The sequence below is a fragment of the Chloroflexus islandicus genome (genome assembly GCF_001650695.1).
In the GTDB taxonomy this organism is placed as follows: domain Bacteria; phylum Chloroflexota; class Chloroflexia; order Chloroflexales; family Chloroflexaceae; genus Chloroflexus; species Chloroflexus islandicus.
In genome coordinates this window covers 23,924-45,795 of record NZ_LWQS01000103.1, presented here as the reverse complement: position 1 = coordinate 45,795, position 21,872 = coordinate 23,924, and the positions used below count along the sequence as shown (strand labels likewise).

General features: G+C 61.7%; 19 protein-coding genes and 1 other RNA gene. 8 read left to right on the top strand and 12 right to left on the bottom strand.

What is annotated here, in order from left to right:
- Position 1 precedes the first annotated feature (1 nt).
- On the bottom strand, positions 2-886 hold the full coding sequence (locus A6A03_RS18335; RefSeq protein WP_066791165.1) for an ABC transporter permease: 885 nt from the start codon (positions 884-886) through the stop codon (positions 2-4).
- Positions 887-1,188: 302 nt separating this feature from the next.
- Here A6A03_RS18335 and A6A03_RS18330 point away from each other — a divergent pair, with 302 nt between their 5' ends.
- The 4 genes from A6A03_RS18330 (at position 1,189) to aroB (ending at position 7,250) form a co-directional block, all read left to right on the top strand.
- Positions 1,189-3,501: a xanthine dehydrogenase family protein molybdopterin-binding subunit gene (locus A6A03_RS18330; protein ID WP_066791163.1), complete on the top strand. Its 2,313-nt coding sequence runs from the start codon at positions 1,189-1,191 to the stop codon at positions 3,499-3,501.
- Positions 3,502-4,463: 962 nt separating this feature from the next.
- Positions 4,464-5,690: a molybdopterin molybdotransferase MoeA gene (locus A6A03_RS18325; RefSeq protein WP_245669061.1), complete on the top strand. Its 1,227-nt coding sequence runs from the start codon at positions 4,464-4,466 to the stop codon at positions 5,688-5,690.
- A 3-nt stretch (positions 5,691-5,693) separates the two neighbouring features.
- A complete protein-coding gene (locus tag A6A03_RS21025) occupies positions 5,694-5,828 on the top strand; it encodes a hypothetical protein (RefSeq protein ID WP_281181305.1) in 135 nt (44 codons plus the stop codon).
- 294 nt (positions 5,829-6,122) lie between these two features.
- On the top strand, positions 6,123-7,250 hold the full coding sequence (aroB, locus tag A6A03_RS18320; RefSeq protein WP_066791161.1) for a 3-dehydroquinate synthase: 1,128 nt from the start codon (positions 6,123-6,125) through the stop codon (positions 7,248-7,250).
- A gap of 174 nt (positions 7,251-7,424) precedes the next feature.
- On the opposite strand, the gene A6A03_RS18315 is transcribed toward aroB, so the two are convergent.
- The 4 genes from A6A03_RS18315 to A6A03_RS18300 form a co-directional block, all read right to left on the bottom strand.
- Positions 7,425-7,967 (bottom strand): hypothetical protein, encoded by a 543-nt coding sequence (locus A6A03_RS18315; protein ID WP_066791159.1) that lies wholly within the window; start codon positions 7,965-7,967, stop codon positions 7,425-7,427.
- A gap of 48 nt (positions 7,968-8,015) precedes the next feature.
- The gene (locus A6A03_RS18310) at positions 8,016-8,558 is read right to left on the bottom strand and encodes a hypothetical protein (RefSeq protein ID WP_066791157.1); all 543 of its coding nucleotides are present in this window, start codon (positions 8,556-8,558) and stop codon (positions 8,016-8,018) included.
- Positions 8,559-8,655: 97 nt separating this feature from the next.
- Entirely contained in the window at positions 8,656-9,261 is a 606-nt protein-coding gene (locus tag A6A03_RS18305; RefSeq protein WP_216636367.1) for a hypothetical protein, read from the bottom strand.
- Between the two features lie 110 nt (positions 9,262-9,371).
- Positions 9,372-10,547 (bottom strand): lycopene cyclase family protein, encoded by a 1,176-nt coding sequence (locus A6A03_RS18300; protein WP_066791152.1) that lies wholly within the window; start codon positions 10,545-10,547, stop codon positions 9,372-9,374.
- Positions 10,548-10,680: 133 nt separating this feature from the next.
- Here A6A03_RS18300 and A6A03_RS18295 point away from each other — a divergent pair, with 133 nt between their 5' ends.
- The 3 genes from A6A03_RS18295 to A6A03_RS18285 all read left to right on the top strand — a co-directional run bounded on the left by A6A03_RS18295 (position 10,681) and on the right by A6A03_RS18285 (position 12,175).
- Complete coding sequence (locus tag A6A03_RS18295) at positions 10,681-11,121, top strand: OsmC family protein (protein ID WP_066791150.1); 441 nt, start codon at positions 10,681-10,683, stop codon at positions 11,119-11,121.
- Positions 11,122-11,284: 163 nt separating this feature from the next.
- Positions 11,285-11,833 (top strand): YceI family protein, encoded by a 549-nt coding sequence (locus tag A6A03_RS18290; protein WP_066791148.1) that lies wholly within the window; start codon positions 11,285-11,287, stop codon positions 11,831-11,833.
- A 90-nt stretch (positions 11,834-11,923) separates the two neighbouring features.
- A complete protein-coding gene (locus A6A03_RS18285; protein WP_066791146.1) occupies positions 11,924-12,175 on the top strand; it encodes a mycoredoxin in 252 nt (83 codons plus the stop codon).
- 36 nt (positions 12,176-12,211) lie between these two features.
- Here the strand turns inward: A6A03_RS18285 and A6A03_RS18280 are convergent, their stop codons facing one another.
- The 5 genes from A6A03_RS18280 to A6A03_RS18260 all read right to left on the bottom strand — a co-directional run bounded on the left by A6A03_RS18280 (position 12,212) and on the right by A6A03_RS18260 (position 18,933).
- Positions 12,212-13,141 carry a DUF1338 domain-containing protein gene (locus tag A6A03_RS18280; RefSeq protein WP_066791144.1) on the bottom strand — a complete coding sequence of 310 codons (930 nt, stop codon included), beginning with the start codon at positions 13,139-13,141 and terminating at the stop codon, positions 12,212-12,214.
- 222 nt (positions 13,142-13,363) lie between these two features.
- A complete protein-coding gene (locus tag A6A03_RS18275; RefSeq protein WP_066791142.1) occupies positions 13,364-14,752 on the bottom strand; it encodes a sensor histidine kinase in 1,389 nt (462 codons plus the stop codon).
- Positions 14,749-15,660, bottom strand: coding sequence for an alpha/beta hydrolase (locus tag A6A03_RS18270; RefSeq protein WP_066791140.1), 912 nt, complete (start codon positions 15,658-15,660; stop codon positions 14,749-14,751). Before A6A03_RS18270 ends, A6A03_RS18275 begins: the two co-directional genes overlap by 4 nt.
- Positions 15,629-16,231, bottom strand: a complete 603-nt coding sequence (locus A6A03_RS18265; RefSeq protein ID WP_066791139.1) for a hypothetical protein — start codon at positions 16,229-16,231, stop codon at positions 15,629-15,631. The genes A6A03_RS18270 and A6A03_RS18265 overlap by 32 nt, the downstream gene beginning before the upstream one ends.
- A 1,052-nt stretch (positions 16,232-17,283) precedes the next feature.
- Complete coding sequence (locus A6A03_RS18260) at positions 17,284-18,933, bottom strand: acyl-CoA synthetase (protein WP_066791137.1); 1,650 nt, start codon at positions 18,931-18,933, stop codon at positions 17,284-17,286.
- A 439-nt stretch (positions 18,934-19,372) separates the two neighbouring features.
- On the opposite strand from A6A03_RS18260, the gene ssrA reads away from it, so the two are divergent.
- Positions 19,373-19,735: a transfer-messenger RNA gene (gene ssrA / locus A6A03_RS18255) on the top strand.
- 799 nt (positions 19,736-20,534) lie between these two features.
- Here ssrA and A6A03_RS18250 read toward each other — a convergent pair.
- Entirely contained in the window at positions 20,535-20,999 is a 465-nt protein-coding gene (locus A6A03_RS18250) for a type II toxin-antitoxin system VapC family toxin (RefSeq protein WP_066791135.1), read from the bottom strand.
- A complete protein-coding gene (locus tag A6A03_RS18245; RefSeq protein WP_066791132.1) occupies positions 20,996-21,313 on the bottom strand; it encodes a hypothetical protein in 318 nt (105 codons plus the stop codon). The genes A6A03_RS18250 and A6A03_RS18245 overlap by 4 nt, the downstream gene beginning before the upstream one ends.
- Positions 21,314-21,872: the final 559 nt, after the last annotated feature.

The following is a 21,872-nucleotide window of genomic DNA, read 5'->3' as shown; positions in this document are numbered from 1 at the left end:
GCTAGATCACATCGGCAAACTTGCGTTCGACTGACTGGAAGTAGAGCAAACCGGTGAAAAAGATCGTGATCGCTGTCGTCACCGATACCAGCAACAACATACTGGGAGGCTGGGTTCCAATCAATGCCCAGCGGAAGCCCTCAACCACACCGACCATCGGGTTGAGCGCGTAGAGCAGTTGCCAGTAACCTTCGATCAAATTGCTGGGATAGACGACCGGCGTGGCAAAGAGCCAAAGCTGGACGAGAAACGGCGTCGCATGGCGCACATCGCGGTAGCGGGCATTAATGGCTGAGAGCCAATATCCGACGCCAAGCGCCGTGATCATCGCCAACGCCAAAAAGATGGGCAATAGGAAGACGGCTGGTGTCGGCGGCCATTGGTACCAGACCATCAAAGCAAGCAAGATCAAGAACGACAAGCCAAAATCGACCACGCCGGCCAGCACGCTGGCAGTGGGGATCGCTAGCCGCGGAAAATAGACCTTGCGCACGATGTTGGCGCTGCCGACCAGACTATTCGCCGCTTGGCCGACGGTGTTCGCAAAAAACTGCCACGGCAACAACCCAGCTAAATTGAACAACGGATAGGGAATGCCGTTGGTATTGACGCCGGCCAGCCGGCCAAAGATGATGGTAAACACAACCAATTGCAAGACTGGTTGGATGATGGCCCAACTCGCGCCGAGCAGCGTCTGCTTGTAGCGCACTTTAACATCACGCCACACCAGAAAAAAGAGCAGTTCGCGGTAGACCCACAGATCGCGCCAATTGAACTGCCACCATCCTTTGCGCGGCTCGATAATGATTGGGGTAAGCGACATCTCTGGCGAAGTAGAGGAAGGGGTGCTGGTTATCGATGTGCTCGGCGGTTCAAGAGTTGCCATAGTGTCCTGTTGTCCTTGCTGCACGCACACAGGATACAATTAAGATGATGTGAACAGGATAACACGCTGGCAAGGACGGATCACATCAGTGTTGATCAACGTAATAAAGACATGGTATCCCCCCCTATGTAGCATAGTCTGTTCTGTGCGATCGTGCAATTACAAATTCGTCAGTCATTCAACCGCAACGAACCGCGTGCAGCGGATCAACAACTCGCAACAAGCTGCGCTGTAAATCTGGTATCATGCCCATAGCACCTTCATCGCACCGCTATTAACAAAAATGAAAGGTAGTGCATCCTATGGCCTATGCAGCCCTGATTGGCGCCGAAGTCAAGCGCCGCGAAGACCCGCGTCTTATTCAGGGACAGGGCACGTATGTGAGCGATCTGCGCCTGCCGGGCATGCTGTACGTTGCCATTGCCCGCAGTCCATACGCCCATGCCCGGATTGTTGCGATTGATAAGGCAGCCGCGCTGGCAATGCCCAATGTCGTCGCTGTCTACACCGGCGCCGACCTACTCGATTGTTGCCAGCCGTTGCCGTTGGCCAGCTCAGGTGAAGGCGGCGGCGGGCCGCAGCGTTACACGGGCCGCACCCGCTATGTGCTGGCAGTCGAACGGGTGCGCCACGCCGGCGAGGCGGTCGCCGCGGTGATTGCGCGCACGCCGGAAGCGGCGATTGATGCGGCGCTAGCCTTGCCGATCGAGTGGGAACCGCTGCCGGCGGCGGTTGATCCACTCGCCGCCATTGCCCCCGGCGCGCCGATTATCTTCGATGGCTTGCCCGACAATATCGACCATCGCCGCCGCCGCCAAAAGGGGGATGTTGAGGCCGCTTTCGCCGCCGCCCATCGCATCGTGCGCCAGCGCATGGTCAACCAGCGCCTGCTCGGCTTCCCGATGGAAGGACGCGCAGTGGTGGCCGCTCCCGACCCCGCCAACGATGGCGTGACCGTGTGGACGAGCACGCAAACACCGCATCAAGTGCGCGGCGAGATCGCCAAGGTGATCGGTCTCGACGAGAACCGGGTGCGGGTAATTGCACCCGATGTCGGCGGCGGCTTCGGGGTCAAGATCGGCATTTACCCCGAAGAGGCGCTGCTGGCGGCGCTAGCGCGCCAGCTCAATGCGCCGTTGCGCTGGGTCGAAGGCCGGCTCGAACACGTGCAGGCCACCACCCACGGACGCGGGCAGGTGTGCGACATCGAGGCGGCGGTTACGGCGGAGGGTGAAGTGACTGCGTTGCGTATGCAGATCGTGGCCGATCTCGGCGCTTACCCGCTTGCCCCCGGCTTGCCCGATCTGACCACCGCGATGGCCATCGGCGTCTACAAAATCCCCGCCGTCGATCTCGAAGCGATCTGCGTCTACACCAACACCACGCCGGTGGCTGCCTATCGCGGCGCAGGCCGGCCCGAAGCCGCTTACTACATCGAACGGCTCATGGATCTGGTCGCCGCCGAACTTGGGTTAGACCCGGCGGAGGTGCGCCGGCGCAATTTTATTCCGCCTGATGCCTTCCCGTACAAGACGCCGACCGGCCTGACGTATGATAGCGGTGAGTATGACCGCGCCCTCACCAAAGCCCTGACGTTGGCGAAGTACGAGCAGTTGCGCGCTGAGCAAGCCGCCCGCCGTGCCGCCGGCGACCGGATGTTGCTTGGCATTGGGATTGCCTGTTATGTCGAAATGTGCGGCTTTGGCCCCTACGAAAGCGCCCAAATCAAGGTCGAACCGAGCGGTACGGTGACGGTGACGACCGGCATCTCGCCGCACGGGCAAGGCACCGCCACCACCTTTGCTCAAATCGTCGCCGACCAGATCGGGGCCGATTTCGAGCGGATCGTGGTCAAGCACAGCGATACCGCGATCACGCCGATGGGAGTCGGCACGATGGGATCGCGCTCGCTGGCCGTCGGCGGCGCGGCGCTGGTGCGGGCCGCTGCCAAGGTGCGCGAGAAGGCGCGCCAGATTGCGGCAGCGATGCTCGAAGCCAGCGTGGCCGATATCGAGCTGAGCGAGGGCCGCTACCGCGTGCGCGGCGTGCCCGATCGCGCTCTCACCCTCGCCGAGATTGCCCGCCGCGCTTACAGCAACAAACTGCCGCCCGAACTCGATCCCGGTCTCGAAGCGGTGGACTACTTCCGCCCGCCAGACCTGATCTATCCGTTTGGCGCGCACGTCGCCGTGGTCGAAGTCGATCGCGAAACCGGCCATGTCCGCATTCGCGAGTACTACTCGGTTGATGATTGCGGGCCGCGCATTAGCCCATTGATCGTCACCGGGCAGGTGCATGGCGGGTTGGCCCAAGGCATTGCCCAAGCCCTGCTCGAAGAGGTGGTCTACGACGCCAATGGCCAGTTGCTCAGCGGTACGCTGATGGATTACGCACTGCCGCGGGCCGATCTCTTCCCGCCCTTCACGGTTGACAAGACCGAAACGCCGACCCCGCTCAACCCGCTCGGCGTCAAGGGTATCGGCGAAGCGGCGACGATCGGCTCTACGCCGGCCATCGCCAACGCGGTGATCGACGCACTGGCGCCGTTCGGCGTGCGCCACCTCGACATCCCGCTGCGCTCGGAAAAGGTGTGGCGGGCGATAAATCATGTGTAAGGCGCAGAGGGGGCAAAGGCGCAGAGGACTCACACGCAAAGGCGCAAAGTACGCAAAGGGCGCAGAGGATTCACACGCAAAGGCGCCAAGCACGCAAAGGGCGCAAAGATGTTGGGAATGTTGATCATCCTCCGCGTTCCCTGCGTCCGCTGCGGTAACATTCCCCCTCCCCCAGCGGGGGAGGGGCAAGGGGTGGGGGCCAATCCAAATGGCGCAGCGGGGGCAACGGCGCAGAGGACTCACACGCAAAGAACGCAGAGAATTCACACGCAAAGGCGCAAAGAACGCAGAGCGCGCAAAGGATTGAGAAAATACGGAAAAAGCGTGTCCTGCCCCTTGCTCCCGTACCCTCTGCGTTCCCTGCGTTCTCTGCGGTAACATTCCCCCTCCCCCAGCGGGGGAGGGGCGAGGGGTGGGGGCCAATCCAAACGGCGCAGCGGGGGCAAAGGCGTAGAGGACTCAAACGCAAAGGCGCAAAGGGCGCAGAGGATTGAGAAAATACGGAAAAAGCGTGTCCTGCCCCTTGCTCCCGTACCCTCTGCGTCCCCTGCGTCCGCTGCGGTAACATTCCCCCTCCCCCGCTGGGGGAAGGGCGAGGGGTGGGGGCCAATCCAAACGGCGCAGCGGGGGCAAAAGCGTAGAGGGATCAAACGCAAAGGCGCCAAGCACGCAAAGGGCGCAAAGGATTGAGAAAATACGGAAAAAGCGTGTCCTGCCCCTTGCTCCCGTACCCTCTGCGTCCCCTGCGTCCGCTGCGGTAACATTCCCCCTCCCCCGCTGGGGGAGGGGCGAGGGGTGGGGGCCAATCCAAACGGCGCAGCGGGGGCAAAGGGCGCAAAGGATTCACACGCAAAGGCGCAAAGGGCGCAAAGGGCGCAGAGATCTTGGGAATGTTGATCAACCTCTGCGTCCCCTGCGTTCTCTGCGGTAAAACCCTAACAAGGAGATCAACTGTGTCCAATATGCTCCGTGAATCACCATACCCAATGGTCAGCATCGCCGACGCCACCGCGATGATCATGGCGCACACCCAACCGCTGGGCAGCGAAGAGATCGACGCGCTCACCGCACTGGGTCGGGTGTTGGCAACCGATATTGCCGCGCCGGAAGATATTCCTGACGTGCCCAAAGCGGCCATGGACGGCTACGCCCTCCGGGCCGGCGATGGTCTCGCCCCGCGGCGCGTGGTCGGTGAACTGACCGCCGGCGGCGACACGACGGTGGCGCTCGGCCCCGGCGAAGCGACCCGGATCATGACCGGCGCGCCGATGCCTCCCGGCGCTGACGCGATGATCCCGGTTGAGCTGACCGAAGAGCGCGATGGGATGCTCTTTATCAAGCGCGAGCTGAAACCCGGCGACTATGTGCATGTGGTCGGGCAAGATGTCGCGCGCGGCCAGATCGCGCTCACCGCTGGCACGATCCTCGGCGCAGCCGACATCGGCATCCTCGCCACCCTCGGCCTCACCCGCATCAGTGTCTACCGCCGGCCCCGAGTGGCGGTGCTCGCCACCGGCGATGAGGTGGTCGAGCCGGGTGAAACGCGGCCCGGCGGCGCGGTGCGCGATAGCAACCGCTATGCGCTGATGGCGGCTGTGCGCGAGGCCGGCGGCGAGCCGATCTCGCTCGGCATTGCCCGCGATGACATTGCCGTGCAGCGCCAAGCCATCTTGCGCGGCCTTGAGCAGGCCGATGTCTTGATTACCAGCGGCGGCGTCAGTATGGGTACCCGTGACCTCATCAAACCCCTGCTCGCCGAACTCGGCACGGTTCACTTTGGCCGCATCGCCTTCAAACCGGGCAAACCCACCACCTTCGCCACCGTGAACGGCAAGCTTGTCTTTGGCCTGCCGGGATTCCCCGTCTCGTCACTGGTCTCGTTTGAAGTGTTCGTTCGTCCGGCGCTGCGCGCGCTGCAAGGCGACGCCAGACCATTCCGCCCGCACGTTGAGGTAACGCTCGATAGCCCAATCACTCCGGCCCCTGACCGGCCCGAATACCAGCGCATTATCGTTACCTACCGGGCAGGCCGGCTCTTCGCCACCAGCACCGGCGGCCAAGGCAGCTCGCGCATCCTCTCGCTGCGCGGGGCTAATGGCCTCCTGCTCGTGCCCGCCGGTGAAACGGTCTACCCGGTTGGCAGCGTGTTGCCGGCACTGCTCACCGGCCCGCTCTTGAGCGAAGGATAACCCGTGGAACATTATGTCGTGTTACTCAGTGTATTGCAGCAAGAGCCGGAACCGTGGCCCGGCCCGTTGACCTATCTGGGGTTGGCGTTATTACTGGTCGCGGTGATTATGACTATCTATAACCGGCGGCGAAAGTAACGATTGTTAGCATGGCATGTGACAGTCCCACTGCTTTAGCCTTTGGAGTGCGGCAGTTTCACTGCCGCATCCCGGCAACAGATTATGGAGTGCGGCAGTCTCACTACTTTAGCCTCTGGAGTGCGGCAGTTTCACTACTTTAGCCTCTGGAGTGCGGCAGTTTCACTGCCGCATCCCCTCTCCGATACTCATGCTCGCCAAGGAATGGTATGATTGAGCCTTGCGCACGCTCATCTAACCGTATGAGCGCAACGAGTGCCAAGACGCAGATCCGTGTACCATAAGGCTATCACGATGACAACCACCCTCACCGTCACCACCAGCACCACCCAATACCCGGTCGTCACCGGCGCAGGCGTGTTGGCGACCCTCGCTGACCGGCTAGCCGAACTCGGCTTGCGCGGCGCGCTGTGGCTGGTTGCCGACGAGCATCTGGCGGCGGTCGCCGAACAGACGGCGGCAACGCTGCGCGCCGCCGATTACCGCGTGCATACCATCACGGTTCCGTCAGGGGAAAACAGCAAGTCGTTCGCCGAACTGCACCGGCTCTACGATTGGATGATCGGCAACGGTATCGAGCGGCGCGACGCCGTGCTGGCGCTGGGTGGCGGCGTGATCGGCGATCTAGCCGGTTTCGCCGCGGCAACCGTCTTGCGCGGCGTGGCGCTGGTGCAATTGCCTAGCACGCTCTTGGCGATGGTCGATGCCGCCGTCGGCGGCAAGACCGGCATTAACCATCCGTTGGGCAAAAACCTGATTGGCGCCTTTCACCAACCCCGGCTAGTGCTAGCCGACACCAACCTGCTGGCGACGCTGCCCCCCCGCGAGTTGCGCGCCGGTTGGGCCGAGGTGATCAAGCACGGCGTCATCCGCGACGCCGGCCTGTTTGCCGCCCTCGCAGACCTCGCCGCCGCGCGCGGCTGGCACGCCGCCAACCCCGCCGCGTGGGACGCCGGCGACGCCGAGTTGACCACCGAACTCACCGGCATCATCGCTCGTGCTGTCGCGGTGAAAGTTGAAGTCGTCTCGATCGACGAATTCGAGCGCGGCGAGCGGATTACGCTCAATTACGGCCACACCATCGGCCACGCCATCGAGCAACTGCTCGGCTACCGCCTGCTGCACGGCGAATGCGTCGCGATCGGCATGGACGCCGCGGCGCGGATTGCGGTCGCGCTCGGAATGTGTGCGCCAGAGCTAGTCGAACGGCAGCGCGCCCTCCTCGCCGCTTACGGCCTCGCCACCGCAATGCCGGCAGACCTTGACCGCGAGGCGATTCTGGCGCTCATCACCCGCGACAAGAAGGTGCAGGCCGGCAAAGTGCGCTGGGTGTTGCCCACCGCCATCGGGCACGTCACCGTGCGCAGCGATGTGCCGATCGATGTGATCGAAACGGTGTTATCGTCGTCACCGGCATTGTAGGGGCAGAGCGTGCTCTGCCCAACGACAGAGCGTGCTCTGCCCAACGACAGAGCGTGCTCTGCCCAACGACAGAGCGTGCTCTGCCCAACGACAGAGCGTGCTCTGCCCAACGACAGAGCGTGCTCTGCCCAACGACAGAGCGTGCTCTGCCCAACGACAGAGCGCACTTTGCCCCTACGCCCCCGTTTTCGCCTGCACAATCTCGCGCACCGTCGCAAAATTCTCGGCAGTGCATGCCAGCAGCAACGGCGGCCCGCTGGGAGGGTAGAGGATCAGCGCGTACTGTTGGGCATCAACCTCTACCTTCCGCACCTTCCCCCAACGGATCGCATAGTTCGTGCGCACCGCCATCCCTGACGCCGTCACCGAGGTCTGCCCGCTCAAGAGCGATCTGGCTCGCACCATCTTCATGAAGACCGGCGCCCGTCCGCTGACCTGAGATCGCACGCCTGTCTCATCAAGCTGAATATGTTGCTGGTAGCCAAGCAACTTGAACAGCACCATCGCGACCAACAGCAACCCCACGACGGCAGCAGCGCCAATACCCATCATCCGCAAGGCGGCGAGCCAGCGATCGTGTTCAGTCACGAGTGCGATCAACAAGCCAAGCAATATGATCGGGCCGCCAAACACCAGCGCCATTTGCCGCCAAATGGCCGGATTCCGAAACGGTGATGCGTCAACCTGCCATTCGAGCGCAACCGCGGGGGAATTCATAGGTTACACTTTCTAAGCATAGCTTGGGTGAGCGTAAGAACAACATCCCTACGCCCCCGTTTTCGCCTGCACAATCTCACGCACCGTCGCAAAATTCTCGGCGGTGCAAGCTAGCAGAAACGGCGAACCGCCTTTGCGGTAGAGGGTCATCTGGCGCTGGCGTTCATCAACCTCCACCTTCGCCACATCGCGCCAGCGAATCGCATCGCCGGTGCGCATGACGAGACCGGCCCCCATTGCTGAGGGCCGGCCACTGAACAGCAAGCCAATCCGCACCAGTTTCAAAAAGGCGCTCGTGCGCCCGCTGACCTTCGCCTGCACACCCTCGTCGTCAAGTTGAAAATGCTGCTCGTACCCCACGAGAGTAAACACCAGCATCACCAAGAGCAACAATCCCAGCATCACGCCACCGGTCACCGCCATGACCTGCAAGGCGACTTGCCACCGATTCTGCTCGGTGATCGCAACCATAAACAGCCCGAGCAACACGATCGGAATGCCGAACACCAACCCCATCTGCTGGAGCACGACCCGATTCCGGAACGGCGACGCATCAACCTTCCATTCAAGCAACAACGTAGACGCATTCATGGATGTACGTTCCTTCCCCAGCCGTAACCATCCAGCGTCATGGGACGCCCCTCAGCCTGCTATCGCCGCTTGCGGTGAAGTATTCTGTGACCCATCGCTACCGGCGCGTTTTCGACCGTACAAACGCGTACACGCGATCAAAATTGTCAGCAGTGCAAGCTAGGAGAAATGGCCCCCTGCCGCTGCGGTGCAACATTATTTGCCGCGATGGTTCATCCACCTCCGCATATTGCACATCCTTCCAGAGCACGGCATCAACGATGTTCGACAGTGATATCGGCTGGGGTCCCGCCTTCCATGCCACTGGTAACGTGGTGCTTGCCGGCAGGCCAACCTGCGCCATCACACCTTCATTGAACATGCTAAACGAGTACCGGTATCCCATCCGATCGTACAACCACGCCACGATCACAATAACCGTCAGCGAAACCGCCGCGACAGCGAGCCCAATGAGGAACATGAACCCTGCTGCCTGCTTGCCGCCAATGAAGACGAGCAACACAATCGGCAAACCGTGCATCACCGCTAGGATCACGGCCCACTGCTTGAGAATCTTGCGATTGCGAAACGGCGATGCATGCGCTTGCCATTCAAGAATGGGAGTAGAGGTAGCCGTAGTAGCCTCCTTTCGCGATGCGCTTGATATCTTGTTTGCACAGTAGCCAGAGGCGATGTCGTTTGCAAGAGAAAGGAAGCCAACCATCAGCGCATATTTCGCGACAGTGCCAGCAGGTGGCAGTGACTGCGATAACAGCGAGCGCCGCACGAACGTGCGGCGCTCGAAACAGACGGCGTTATCAACAGCGTTCCTGTTCACCCCATTTCCAATTCGCGCCGGCCTAACGCGCTCATCCGGCCCCACGCCACCGCCAGCGCTGCAATCGCAAATGGCATAATTTCGACCGTCGCCATCAACGCCATATCCTCGGCCAACGTCGTCTCTTCGTCGAGGAAGCGCAGCACGCGCTGGATCGGGTTGTGGCGGAACAGATTGGCGAAGAAGCGATGGCCCGGCATCCGTCCGGCATCGAGTACATTGAGCAACACGCTATCCATCCACGCATGGCGCTTAAAGCGCGGCTGCGGGTAGAACGGATGCCCATCCCTGATCAGACTCTCAACGATCTGCCGCGTCTGCCACTGGATGCGCTGAAAGGTATATCCGGTGGACGGCTTGCTCATCCCGCCGGCGGTGCCGATATTGAGCACGTGCGGGCTAGGCCGCAGCGGCAACGGCACATCACTCATCGGGATGACTCCATATTCGACGTGCGTGATCTCGTAGCGGTCGATGCCTAACTGTTCGGCGATATACTGCTGCAAACCGGCTTCGTATTCGGCTTGGCTGACCAGTTGCGGCGAGAAGATCGTGTACTCGACCAATGCAGTATGGGCATCGAACGGCAAGACGTAGCCAAACCGTACATCGCCGACTTGCGGGATGCGAAAATCCATGAAGGTGGCCGCTTCGGCGTCGAACACCGGTTGCGGGGTCGTGATCACCCACCCCTTAAAATGTTGCAACCATGCATGATAGCCGGGCGGCACCGGCGCTGGCCGGTAGACGCTGTTAAAGCCAAACCGCGCGGTATAGGTCTTGCCGCCGGCCGTCACCGCCACCCCATCAGGCAACTCGACAAACCGTTCAACGTTGCCCTGTATGCGCGTAATCTGCGGGCGGTTCGCCATCCAGTCATCAACAAACCGGTAAAAGTCAATGCCCTGTATCAATTTATACTGGTACGGCGCAATCGCCAACCGCTCCGACCAGCGCTCATCGTACAACCAGAGATGATCCCAGCGCCGCGAGACGACCGCTTCAAACGGGCCTTGGCCCACTTCCCAAAAGCACCACGTGCGATCGTTCCGCCGGGTTTGATTTGGATCAATCAAGAGGATCGAATGTTCAGCCAACGCGCTCTGTCCAAGGTGATAGGCCAGACTGAGACCGGCGGCGCCAGCGCCGGCAATGATGTAATCGTAGTCCATACGCCCTGTTCTCCCTGCGGCCATTTGGCCTGCCCTTTTTGCATTATAACCCGGAGTGCTATACTGGAAACGGCAAGATCGGCAGTAATACCGGTTTGCCTGCCAATTCGTCGCCTACCTTGAGAGGTTGTGTATGGGAGCAGTGATTACCGCCAGCGTCCGCCTGCGCGAAGGTCTCCACTTTACCGCCGTGGCCAATTCGGGCCGCCCGATCGAACTCGATAGCCCGCACGAAGGCAATACCGATCTCGCCGGCCCCTCGCCGATGGAGACAGTGCTGATGGCGTTGGGCGGCTGTTCAGGGATGGACGTGATTAGTATCTTGCGCAAGAAGCGCCAGCCAGTGACCGGCCTTGAAGTGCGCGTGCAAGGCGTGCGCGGCGACGAGTATCCCAAGCCGTACACCGAGATTGAGCTGGTCTACCGCTGCGCCGGCGACGTCGATCCAGCAGCACTCGAACGCGCCATCGAGTTGTCACGCGACCGCTATTGCCCGGTCTGGCGTATGCTCGGCGCAACGGTAGATATTCGCTACCGCTACGAGATCGTGCCGTCGTTGGATGAGGCAAACTAGCGCGCACCAACCAGCCGCACCGAGACGGCCCGCTGGGCCGTCTCTCTCACCTCTCAAACCCCTTGCCCGTTGTTCACGCTCCTGTTGACGCTCTTGTTGACGCTCACCCGTTATGCTGGGTTACGTGAACAAGATATGCTAATCTCACAGGAGCAACAACCGTATGACGTGGGTGATTGACGCTTCACACTCGATGATTACTTTCTCGGTCCGCCACATGATGATCTCGAAGGTGCGCGGTCGCTTTAGCCGGTTTGACGGCACAGTCAATTTTGATGAGCAGAATCCGGTCAATTCGTCAGTGAATGTCACCATCGACGCGGCCAGCATCGACACCCGCGACGAGCGACGCGACGGCCACCTGATGTCACCCGACTTCCTCGATGTCGCCAACTACCCGACGATCACGTTTGCCAGCAAGCGGGTGGAGGTCATTGACGACAGCCATGGCCGCATCATTGGCGACTTGACGATCCGCGGCGTCACCCGTGAAGTGGCGCTGGAAGTCGAGTACAACGGCCAGTCGAAATCGCCGTGGGGCACGCTCAGCGCCGGCTTCAGCGCCAGCACCAAGATCAACCGCAAAGACTGGGGCCTGACGTGGAATGTTGCGCTCGAGACGGGCGGCGTGCTGGTTGGCGAAGAGGTGACGATCGACATCGAGATCGAAATCGTTAAGCAGGTGCCGCAAGAGGAGCCGGTCGCGGCGTAAACCGACAGCAGGAACGCAAAATACTGGTATACTTCATAATGAAGCTGCTTCACGCAGCTTCATTCGTGGAATACACTTGGTGAGGAGGCTATGTCGCTGCAACCTATCGTCGTCTACGGCACCAACTGGTGCCCCGATTGCCGCCGCGCTCAGCGGGTGCTTGACCAGCACGGCGCGCCGTACACCTACATCAACATCGAACACAATCCGGCCGCAGCCGAGTTTGTGGTGAAGGTCAACCACGGCAATCAGAGTGTGCCGACGATCGTCTTCCCCGATGGTTCGATTTTGGTGGAGCCGTCGAACCGGGCTTTGCAAGAGAAATTGAGCCAGATGGGGTAACCGGTAGGGGCAGAGCTTCGCTCTGCCCCTACTTGCTTAATGCTCCGCGGCGCGTTTGGCGGTTTGGGTGCTGTAGGTGCTCTCGAAGATCTTATCGGCGTTACCGGCCTCAAATCCTTCGCGGCGATGCTCGCGGCGCAGCTCGTGCGGCGGCAGATGGGCAAACGCATCGAGCGGACGCCGTTCGGCAAACTCCACATACGACCCCGCAATCTGGTGGCGCTCGCCGCCGGCAAATTCAGCCCAGATCAGCTCAGCGACGGTGCTCGACTGCAACAGTTTGCCGTCGGGGCTAACCTTGATCTTGCCGCCGGCATCGTTGAGCTTGAAGCCGTGCCGTTCAAGGAAGGCGTTGAAATCGGCGATGGTGTTGTAGCCGGCGGGCAAATTATGCACCGTGATCGTAAAGTGATTGAGGTAGTAGCGGTTGTAAATCACCCACGCGGCATACTCACTCTCGGCGGCCAAGCGTTGATAATCAGCCCACGTGGGCAAGCGCCAGAGCGGCCGGTGCAGGAAGTCATCCACCTGCGCCGCATCATCCAAATCGAGCGCATCAACCGGATCAGCGGTCACTTCATCGGTATAGCTGCGAATAATTGCGGCCGCTTCCGGCGATAGATCGCCGACGCGCAATTCAGAGATGAAGATGCGCGGCAAATCGGGGCGCGGCGGGAGGTACCAGAAGGCATCGAGCTTCTTGGCCGGGAAGTGATAGCGGTCGCGCCGCTCGTACCCGTAATGCAGAAAAATCTTCTCGAGCGAGCGAATGCCGAGCTGCGGCACTCCCATGGTGCGGAAGGCGATATGGTCATTCTCGATCGCTTCTGGGGAATCGATAATCCCTTCGGCGACCATCGCTTGCGCGATAGCAGTCACATCCGGCACCCGCTCGCGGTAACGGCGCATGAGGCCGGCTAACACCTGCTCGAAGATGTGGATGCGGTCAGTGGTTGTCGTGGTCATAGCTCCTCGTCTGCAATGATCACCACACCGGCGTGGTGGCATATTCATAGTTGTATCTTACCTTACCACCAGCGCAATGCGGTATCGGTCAAAAGTTGCACTCGGCGGGGCCAATCCGCCATGTCAGCGCGCTGCTCTGCCCCAGCCTGTACGGGCAGAGCGCTGCTCTGCCCCCTCGCTGCCCGTCGTTCCATCAGTACGAGTAGAGCGCCGCTCTGCTCCCTACGACACCGCCACCGCCGAATAGATCAACGGCAACCACACCCGCACCTCAGTCCCATCGCCGGGACGCGAAATAATCGTCACCTGCCCATCGAGTGCCGCTGCCCGTTCGCGCATCTGGCGCAGGCCCAAATGGCCCGCCGGCGGCTCTTCGCCGGGATTAAAGCCAACCCCGTCATCCCGCACGTGAATGATCAACCCCTGATCGCGCACGCCGAGCTTCACCCACACCCGCCGCGCTTGGGCATGTTTGGCCGTGTTGTTCAACGCCTCTTGGACGAACCGGAACGCGGCTAATTCCAGCACCGGCGGCAGATCGGGCGGCAGATCGGTCAAGTCAATTTCAACATCCCAATCGTGCTGCTCGGCAAACTCGGTGACAAAGCGGCGCAACGCGCCGGCAAACCCAAGCTGGCCAATCTCAATCGGGCGCAGGGCAAAGATCGCGCGGCGCAACTCTTCGATCTGCGCGCGCAGATTCGCTTTGAAGGTCGCAAACTCTTCACGCAAACGCGCCGGATCTTGTTCCAGCCAATCTTCCCACAGATTGATCCGCATGCGCATAAAGGCCAGCGACTGGGCCACCCCATCGTGCAGATCGCGCGCAATCCGGGTGCGCTCGGCGCTAATCGCCCGCTCAACCGCCGCAACACTGGCGATCACACGGTCGCGCCGCCGGCTATTGACCACCGCTTCGGCCAACTCGCTGGCAACCGTCGCCAACAACGGCTGGCGCGCTTCGCGCAGCGCCGCTTCGCCCTCTTTGAGGAACGCCTCGATCCAGCCGATCGGCGGCGCGTCACGCTCAGCCAGCGGCAACACCAAGCAAGCCGCCCAACCGCAGGCTTGCTGGGGCCGCAGCACCGATGGTTGGGCCGGCGGCGCAGGCATGGCGCGCAACCCAAACGCAGCCCGCGCCCGTTCCAACATCACCGCATCGATCCCGGTCACCCGCGCCGTATACGGCTGGCCCTGCTCATCGGTCAGCACAATCGCCGCCGCCGCCGCATCAACCAAGCGGGCCGGCAGCGTAATCGCATAATCGAGCACCTCATCGAGGGTGGCGCTCGACGCAACCCGCTGGTTAATTTCATAAAGCAATTCCAGCCGTTCATTACTCTCACGCAGGGCCTCGAGCATGCGCGTCTCGTTCGAGATCCGCTCCCGCTCTTGCCGGATCGCCCAACTAAACACGATCCAAATCGCGGCAAACGCCAGCAACCCCCAGACAATCGGATCAACCGCCCGCCCGGTTGGCGTCTCCATCGCGGTATCGAACAAGATCCCTTCCACCAGCCGGGTAAGCGCAAACAGCAACCCGACCACTGCCGCAAACGGCCAGCGCAGGCGAACGAGAAGTTCGATCGTATTGCGGGGAGGCGATTTCATAGCCGGTGTGCTAAGACCCGTTCAAACGCTCGATAGTGCAACGGCAAGGCCTGTTCGAGATGGCGGTCGGCCACGGCCCACGTATGCGCACCGTCGGGCAGCGCCGCCACCGGTACCGCGTTCGCGATGCCTAGCGTCGCCAGTGCGCGCAAGAGATACTCACCGCGGTAAAAATTCGACCCCCACGGCTCAATATGCTCCGGCCCGTACTGGATCATCCACGTAATCCGTCTCAGCGCCGCCCGGTCAGCTTGCATCAACAGACAGATCGGATTCTGCGCACGCATCACTTCCGGGGTGCGCGGACGGCCCAACGCCGGATCGAACATCGTCGCGTTGAGCAGCGTATCGTAGCGCCGCGCCATCCGCCCGCCATCGCTGGCATACGGAAACGAGCCATCGTAGGCGCTGACGCTGACAAACAGATCGGGGCGCAGCGCCACCGCTTTGACCGCCATATAGCCGCCGAGCGAGAATCCGGTCAAGGCCCGCGCCGCCGGGTGCGCGCCAAATTCACGTTCCATCAACGGCAACACCTCATCGAAAAAGAAGGTGGCGAAGCGGCCACTGCCCACCCCGGGAGCATCGGTAAGCTCCGGCGCGACAAAATCGGCCAGCAGGCCGGGAATGCGATTATCAGCGCTCGCCAAGCCGGGCATAGCCAGCAACAACGGCCCCACGTCGCCGCGCGCCCGCACCCGCTCATAGACATCGATCGCGCTCCCGAACCGGCTCTCGTCCTCGCGCCGGTTCACCCACTCGCGCTCGTGACCGCGCAACAAATAGACCACCGGCAGCGGCGGCCCCTCTGGCTGGTAATCCGGCGGCGCATAGACATACATCCGCCCGGTCACACCTAACGCTGCGCTCGGCCATTCAATCAAGCGCGCGCGTGGATCGATCTCCATGCTCATTCTCCGGCGGCACACCCAACAACTGCGCCAACAGATCGTCCTCGGCTGCTAGCGCCCGGCGCGGCAACGGCGGCGGCAGCTCGGCTGGCGCCACCGGCGACGTGGAACGCGGCAACGGCGGCGGCAATTCAGACGGGCCGGCTGGCGGAGCCACCGGCTGCGGCGGGGGTGGATGATTTGCCCTATCCTCACCATCTGCCGGCGCAGCCCGCCACTGCTTCACCGCAAAGCTCGCAACCGCAAACAGAGCCGGCAGCAGCGACAGCCACGCCACCACCCGAAACAACGCACCATGGGGCGTATCGGGATTCAGCAAGGCGATAATCGCCGCCGCCACCGCCAGCATCAACCCGCCGCCCCACAACCGGCGCCACCAGCCCGCATCACGCCAAAAGAGCACCAGACCGGTGACGATAATCAACAGCGTGATCAGGGCCATAATCGGCCCCACGCCGGCCAGCGGCCACGTCGCCAAACTAAACCCGCCCAAAAAGAAGACCAGACAGCCAAACGCGCGTTCTGGCCCGCGGAAGATCACTCGTAACAACCGGCCAATTCCGCGCATAGCGACTCCACGGACAACTGCTTTCTTTCAGTATACCATTCTCATTTGGGGCTGGGGGGAGGGTACACCATCCCCCGCTTGCCGCTTGTCATTGCGAGGGAGGGGCGGCTCCCAGCGCGGCTGGGAGTCGCCCGACCGAAGCAATCTCCCCCGATAGCGGAACGAACCGGCTCAGGTAGAGATGTGGTTGGAACAGGGAATAGCCACAAAGAGACGCAAAAGGCACAAAGTGGGGGCAAGTTTTTACCGCAGAGGACGCCGAGGGCGCGGAGGGAATAGCCACAAAAACACACAAAAGCCACAAACGCGAACATGTGTTTGCCCCCGGCGGGGAGTGCGTTGTTTACTGCAGGGGGCGCGGGGGATGATCGCCATATTAACAATCTCTGCGCCCTTTGCGGAGCCGGACAGCCGTCCGGCTCTACAGCGCCTTTGCTCGCTCTGCGCCTTGGTATTGCCCCCCCTCCCAGCCTCCCCCCGCTGGGGGGAGGAGTCAGCTTCCCCTCCCCCAGCGGGGTTCAAGGGCGGACAGAACATCTGTCCAGAACCCGGCCCTAAAGGGCCGGGCTAGGATTACGAAGCCCGCTGCGCGGGCTGCTGGCCCCACCTCCAGTCCCTCTCCCACTGGCGTGGGAGAGGGGAGCGCAGCACCAGCCTTTTAGGCATCGCACAGCGATCAACGGTTGTATTCGGGCAAGTGTTCTGTCCGCCCCTCCCCCAGCGGGGGAGGGGCACGGGGTGGGGGTAAGGTATTTACCGCAGAGGTCGCCGAGGGCGCGGAGGGAATAGCCACAAAAACACACAAAAGCCACAAACGCGAACATGTGTTTGCCACCGGCGGGGGAGGGCGGTGGGTACCGCAGCAGGCGCGAAGGGCGCGGAGGATGATCACCATATCAACAATCTTTGCGCCCTCTGCGGAGCCGGACAGCCGTCCGGCTCTACCGCGGCTTTGTGTTTGATCTCTCTGCGCCCTTTGCGTTCCTTGCGCCTTTGCGTTTGATCTCTCTACGCCCTTTGCGGAGCCGGACAGCCGTCCGGCTCTACCGCGCCTACACGTCAGCGATGGCCTGCCGCGATTTGGCCTGTTCGCGTAGAATAAACTTCTGAATCTTGCCGGTCGAGGTCTTGGGCAACGGCCCAAAGGTAAACTTCTTCGGAATCTTGTAACCCGCCAAATACTTCCGGCAATGCTGCTGCAACTCCTCTTCGGTCACACTCACCCCGTCACGCAACTCGATAAATGCATGCGGCACCTCCCCCCATTTCGGATCGGGAGCCGCTACCACCGCCGCCAGCATCACCGCCGGATGCTTATACAGCGCATCTTCCACCTCGATCGACGAAATATTCTCGCCACCCGAAATGATAATATCCTTCGCCCGATCGGTAATCTTGATATAGCCATCGGGATGCACCACCGCCAAATCGCCGGAATGGAACCAACCATCGCGGAAGGCCGTCTCGGTGGCTGCCGGGTTCTTGAGATAGCCCTTCATCACAATATTGCCGCGGAACATCACCTCACCCATGGTCTGGCCATCCCACGGCACTGGCTGCATCGTCGCCGGATCAAACACCCCAATCGCCTCTTCGGCGTGGTACGTCACCCCCTGCCGGCCATTCAACCGCGCCTGCTCCTCGATCGGCAACGTTGCCCAATCGGGTTGCTTGGCGCACACCGCCGCCGGGCCATACGTCTCGGTCAACCCATAAACGTGGGTAATCTCAAAGCCAATCTCGGCCATCGCCTGCAACACCGCCACTGGCGGCGGGGCCGCCGCAATCAACCCGCTCACCTTGTGGCTCCCCTGCCCGGCCCGCCAATGGGGTGGCGCATTGTTGGCGATCAGCGAATGGACAATCGGCGCGCCACAGTAGTGCGTCACCCGATACCGCTCAATCGCCTGCCAAATCAAACCGGCATCCACCTTCCGCAAACAGATATTCGTCCCCGCATTCGCCGCCATCGTCCACGGAAAGCACCAGCCATTGCAATGGAACATCGGCAGCGTCCACAGGTACACCGCGTGGTGCGGCATCCCCCACGACACGATATTCGAGAGCGCGTTGAGGTAAGCGCCGCGGTGGTGGTAGACCACACCCTTGGGGTTGGCCGTGGTACCCGACGTGTAATTGAGCGAAATCGCATCCCACTCATCAGCGGGGTAGATCAACTCGAACTGCGGATCGCCGCTCGCCAGAAAGCTTTCATAATCGAGCGCACCTAGCCGGTCGCCGGGGCCGGTGTACTCCGGGTCATCCACATCGATCACCAACAACGAACGGCCCAACTGGTCAAGCGCCGCTTTCACCACCGGCGCAAACTCGCGGTCGGTGATCAACACCTTGGCTTCGCCGTGATCAAGGATAAAGGCGATGGTTGCCGCATCGAGCCGGACATTAATCGTATTGAGCACCGCGCCGGCGCCGGGCACGCCAAAATGGCACTCGTACATCTCCGGCGTATTGCTCAACACCGCCGCCACCGTATCGCCGTGACCAACCCCGGCGGCGCGCAACGCCGACGCCAACCGCCGCGCGCGCTCGTAGACCTGCGCCCACGTATAGCGCCGCTCGCCGTGGATCACTGCCGGCAACTGCGGATGCACCAACGCCGCCCGCTTCAGCAACGATAACGGCGTCAACGGCACATAATTCGCAGCAGTTTTCTCTAACCCGATGTCGTAAATGCCAGCCATCACGTCCTCCTGCGCTCGCGCCGTAGCATGCGCTGCACCGCCCATGCAACAGCCAGAAGCGAATCACACCTTCGCGGTTTCATTTTCAGATCCAAACGATATGTATAGTATCTCCCATAACCCGCCCCCACGCAAGTAAGGGCGGACAAGCAACATCTGATCCGGAACTAGGGAGTACGAAGCCCGCTGCGCAGGCTGATGGCCCGCACCCCCAGCCCCTCTCCCACTGGCGCGGGAGAGGGGAGCGCAAAGCTGGGTGTTGAGGCATTGCATAGCGATCAATGCGTGTGACCAACCGAATGATCTGTCTGCCCTTCAAGCCACGCAAGGAAGAGCAGAGCGCCGCTCTACCCCATCTCCCCCTGCACATTAACGAATCTCTATCGCAAGACCGATTGACAACGCGATCAAACCATTTATACTTACCTATACAGACTACGGGGATGCTCTGGTTTCGACAGGGAGTGAACGCCGTAGACTGCAGGTCGTGCCGCCCAGTCACGTAAAAGGGGCAAGGCAACAACTGCCAACAACAACGCTCGGGTTCAGCCTCGGCTGGCCCTCGCTGCCTAAGCAATTGGCAGCGCGCTCCCCGCAGCTCCCCCGATGGCTGCGGATCGAGCGTCGTGAGTCGGGTGCTCCGGTAGCGCTCGCCTAAGCGCAACCGGCTAAGACAATAGGCTGGCCCGCCGGTCGCTCTGCCACTCGCGCGACCACGGGCGAGATCAAGCGAGGGGCTAAACCTGTAGATGTCTGCGGTCTAGCTTTCTGGACGGGGGTTCGACTCCCCCCATCTCCACCAAACAGGGGTTGTGAGGCTGCAATCCTTTCCCCCACCCCAAACCCCTCCCCCGCTGGGGGAGGGGTTTTCATTCCTCCCCCCAGCGGGGGGAGGCTAGGAGGGGGGCATGGGAAACCCTCACCCCCAACCCCTCTCCCGCTAGCGGGAGAGGGGCGCTGTGGTATGCCGCTCCATAGCAGCCCTCCCATACACCCGCCAGATGTGCCCCACCCCATGCCCCTCCCCCGCTGGGGGAGGGATTTTCATGCCTCCCCCCAGCGGGGGGAGGCTAGGAGGGGGGCATGGGAAACCCTCACCCCCTCCCCTCTCCCGCTAGCGGGAGAGGGGCGCTGCTGTCTCTCGCTCCACAATGCCGTTCCCGCCAACCACGCTGCTCCCCCTCTCCCGCCGTCAGGTGGGAGAGGGGGTTGGGGGGTGAGGGAGTCAACGCAACGGCGCCGTAGAGCCGGACGGACGTCCGGCTCCGCAGAGGGCGCAAAGGGGTTTGGGGGAAGCGCCGCTTCGGTTGTCATTGCGAGCCGCCAGAGGCGGCGAAGCAATCTCCCCCTTCAGCGGGAGCGATGCACGCAGGCATATCATCCGCTGACGGAGGGGATTGCTTCGGGCGCTACGCGCCCTCGCAATGACATTTCCTCTCTACGTCCTCCACGCCCTCGGCGGTAAACAGACCCTCACCCCCAACCCCTCTCCCGCTAGCGGGAGAGGGGCGCGACTGTTTCTCGCTCCACAATGCCGTTCCCGCCAACCACGCCGCTCCCCCTCTCCCGCCGTCAGGCAGGTAAGGAGGCTGCAAAAGCTATCAGAGATAATGGTTCGGATTCTCAGCCGGCAGACCTTCGGCGCGCGCAGCGGCAATCAGGTCTTCATCGGCGGCGATGAATGTCAGCGCCGGCAGACCAGCCGCAATCAGCGGCTGATTAGCGAGCAGCGCCGCCGCAAGTTGCACCGCATCGTAGCCACGCAGCCGGTGACGCTGGGTTAGAGCTACCGCTTGACTGGTTACCGCCGGTTCAATGGCAACAATCTGGTATTCAGCATCAAAATGCCGTAACAACAAACTCACCAGATCGTCCCGTTCACGCAAAGCGATTGCGCCGGCCCGGCAGCGCGCTGCGAGCGCTGCAGCAACTTCCACCCGTGTAATCTCGGCAACTACAACGACGTGGCCGGCCAAAGGATGAGTGATCGCCGAAACCCAACCACTGCCAATTTCATGCAAATACCGTTTCGTCAAAGCACTGGAGTCTAGGAAAAAGACACTCATTCCTTTGGCCCGCGCATTTCCAAAATAACTTCGCTGAGCGGCTTACCACCGGCGCGATCAAGAATAGCGCGCGCCTCTTCTAGCGTTAAGGTTGATTGCGCCGCCCGCTCTTTCTCCTCCGGCGACAACTCGGTAAGTAACCCGGCTGCGCGGAGAATAGCGGTCACCTGTTCGCGCTCGCTGAGCGGCGCCGCCGGCAACTGCGCACTTAACAACTCGGTGGCGACCGTCTCAACTGGCTGCCCCCGGCGTAGCGCCTCGGCGTGCAAACGACGGTAAATCTCATCCGGCAGGTGAAGAGTGACTGTAGCCATAGCTGCTCCTTCCTTGCCATTGATTGTACCATGCCGTTGCGTAGGCAGGCGCTTTGCTCCTGCTCTATCTACGGAGGAGTTGTCCTTGCTCCCCCGATCCCGCCGTCAGGTGAGAGCCGCAAAGCAAGCACAGTCGCAGAGGGGGTAAAACGCAAAGGCGCAGGAGCGCCGGACGGCTGTCCGGCTCCGCAGAGGGCACAGAGCAACCAAACGCAAAGGCGCAAAGGACGCCGAGGGGTTTTGGAGGGAAGCGCCGCTTCGGTTGTCATTGCGAGCCGCCAGAGGCGGCGAAGCAATCTCCCCCTTCAGCGGGAGCGATACACGCAGGCATCTCATCCGCTGACGGAGGGGATTGCTTCGGGTGCTACGCGCCCTCGCAATGACACTTCCTCTCTGCATCCTCAGCACCCTCAGCGGTAAACAGACCCTCACCCCCAACCCCTCTCCCGCTAGCGGGAGAGGGGCGCTGCTGCGTTTCGCTGTAGCAATCTCGTTGCCGCCAATCCGGCCGCTCCCCCTCTCCCACCATCAGGTGGGAGAGGGGGTTGGGGGTGAGGGC

What these genes read in the sequence shown, in the direction of transcription:
- A6A03_RS18335 (WP_066791165.1), bottom strand. Translation starts at nt 886, where the DNA reads ATGGCAACTCTTGAACCGCCGAGCACATCGATAACCAGCACCCCTTCC.
- A6A03_RS18330 (WP_066791163.1), top strand. Translation starts at nt 1,189, where the DNA reads ATGGCCTATGCAGCCCTGATTGGCGCCGAAGTCAAGCGCCGCGAAGAC.
- A6A03_RS18325 (WP_245669061.1), top strand. Translation starts at nt 4,464, where the DNA reads ATGCTCCGTGAATCACCATACCCAATGGTCAGCATCGCCGACGCCACC.
- aroB (WP_066791161.1), top strand. Translation starts at nt 6,123, where the DNA reads ATGACAACCACCCTCACCGTCACCACCAGCACCACCCAATACCCGGTC.
- A6A03_RS18315 (WP_066791159.1), bottom strand. Translation starts at nt 7,967, where the DNA reads ATGAATTCCCCCGCGGTTGCGCTCGAATGGCAGGTTGACGCATCACCG.
- A6A03_RS18310 (WP_066791157.1), bottom strand. Translation starts at nt 8,558, where the DNA reads ATGAATGCGTCTACGTTGTTGCTTGAATGGAAGGTTGATGCGTCGCCG.
- A6A03_RS18305 (WP_216636367.1), bottom strand. Translation starts at nt 9,261, where the DNA reads ATGGTTGGCTTCCTTTCTCTTGCAAACGACATCGCCTCTGGCTACTGT.
- A6A03_RS18300 (WP_066791152.1), bottom strand. Translation starts at nt 10,547, where the DNA reads ATGGACTACGATTACATCATTGCCGGCGCTGGCGCCGCCGGTCTCAGT.
- A6A03_RS18295 (WP_066791150.1), top strand. Translation starts at nt 10,681, where the DNA reads ATGGGAGCAGTGATTACCGCCAGCGTCCGCCTGCGCGAAGGTCTCCAC.
- A6A03_RS18290 (WP_066791148.1), top strand. Translation starts at nt 11,285, where the DNA reads ATGACGTGGGTGATTGACGCTTCACACTCGATGATTACTTTCTCGGTC.
- A6A03_RS18285 (WP_066791146.1), top strand. Translation starts at nt 11,924, where the DNA reads ATGTCGCTGCAACCTATCGTCGTCTACGGCACCAACTGGTGCCCCGAT.
- A6A03_RS18280 (WP_066791144.1), bottom strand. Translation starts at nt 13,141, where the DNA reads ATGACCACGACAACCACTGACCGCATCCACATCTTCGAGCAGGTGTTA.
- A6A03_RS18275 (WP_066791142.1), bottom strand. Translation starts at nt 14,752, where the DNA reads ATGAAATCGCCTCCCCGCAATACGATCGAACTTCTCGTTCGCCTGCGC.
- A6A03_RS18270 (WP_066791140.1), bottom strand. Translation starts at nt 15,660, where the DNA reads ATGGAGATCGATCCACGCGCGCGCTTGATTGAATGGCCGAGCGCAGCG.
- A6A03_RS18265 (WP_066791139.1), bottom strand. Translation starts at nt 16,231, where the DNA reads ATGCGCGGAATTGGCCGGTTGTTACGAGTGATCTTCCGCGGGCCAGAA.
- A6A03_RS18260 (WP_066791137.1), bottom strand. Translation starts at nt 18,933, where the DNA reads ATGGCTGGCATTTACGACATCGGGTTAGAGAAAACTGCTGCGAATTAT.
- A6A03_RS18250 (WP_066791135.1), bottom strand. Translation starts at nt 20,999, where the DNA reads ATGAGTGTCTTTTTCCTAGACTCCAGTGCTTTGACGAAACGGTATTTG.
- A6A03_RS18245 (WP_066791132.1), bottom strand. Translation starts at nt 21,313, where the DNA reads ATGGCTACAGTCACTCTTCACCTGCCGGATGAGATTTACCGTCGTTTG.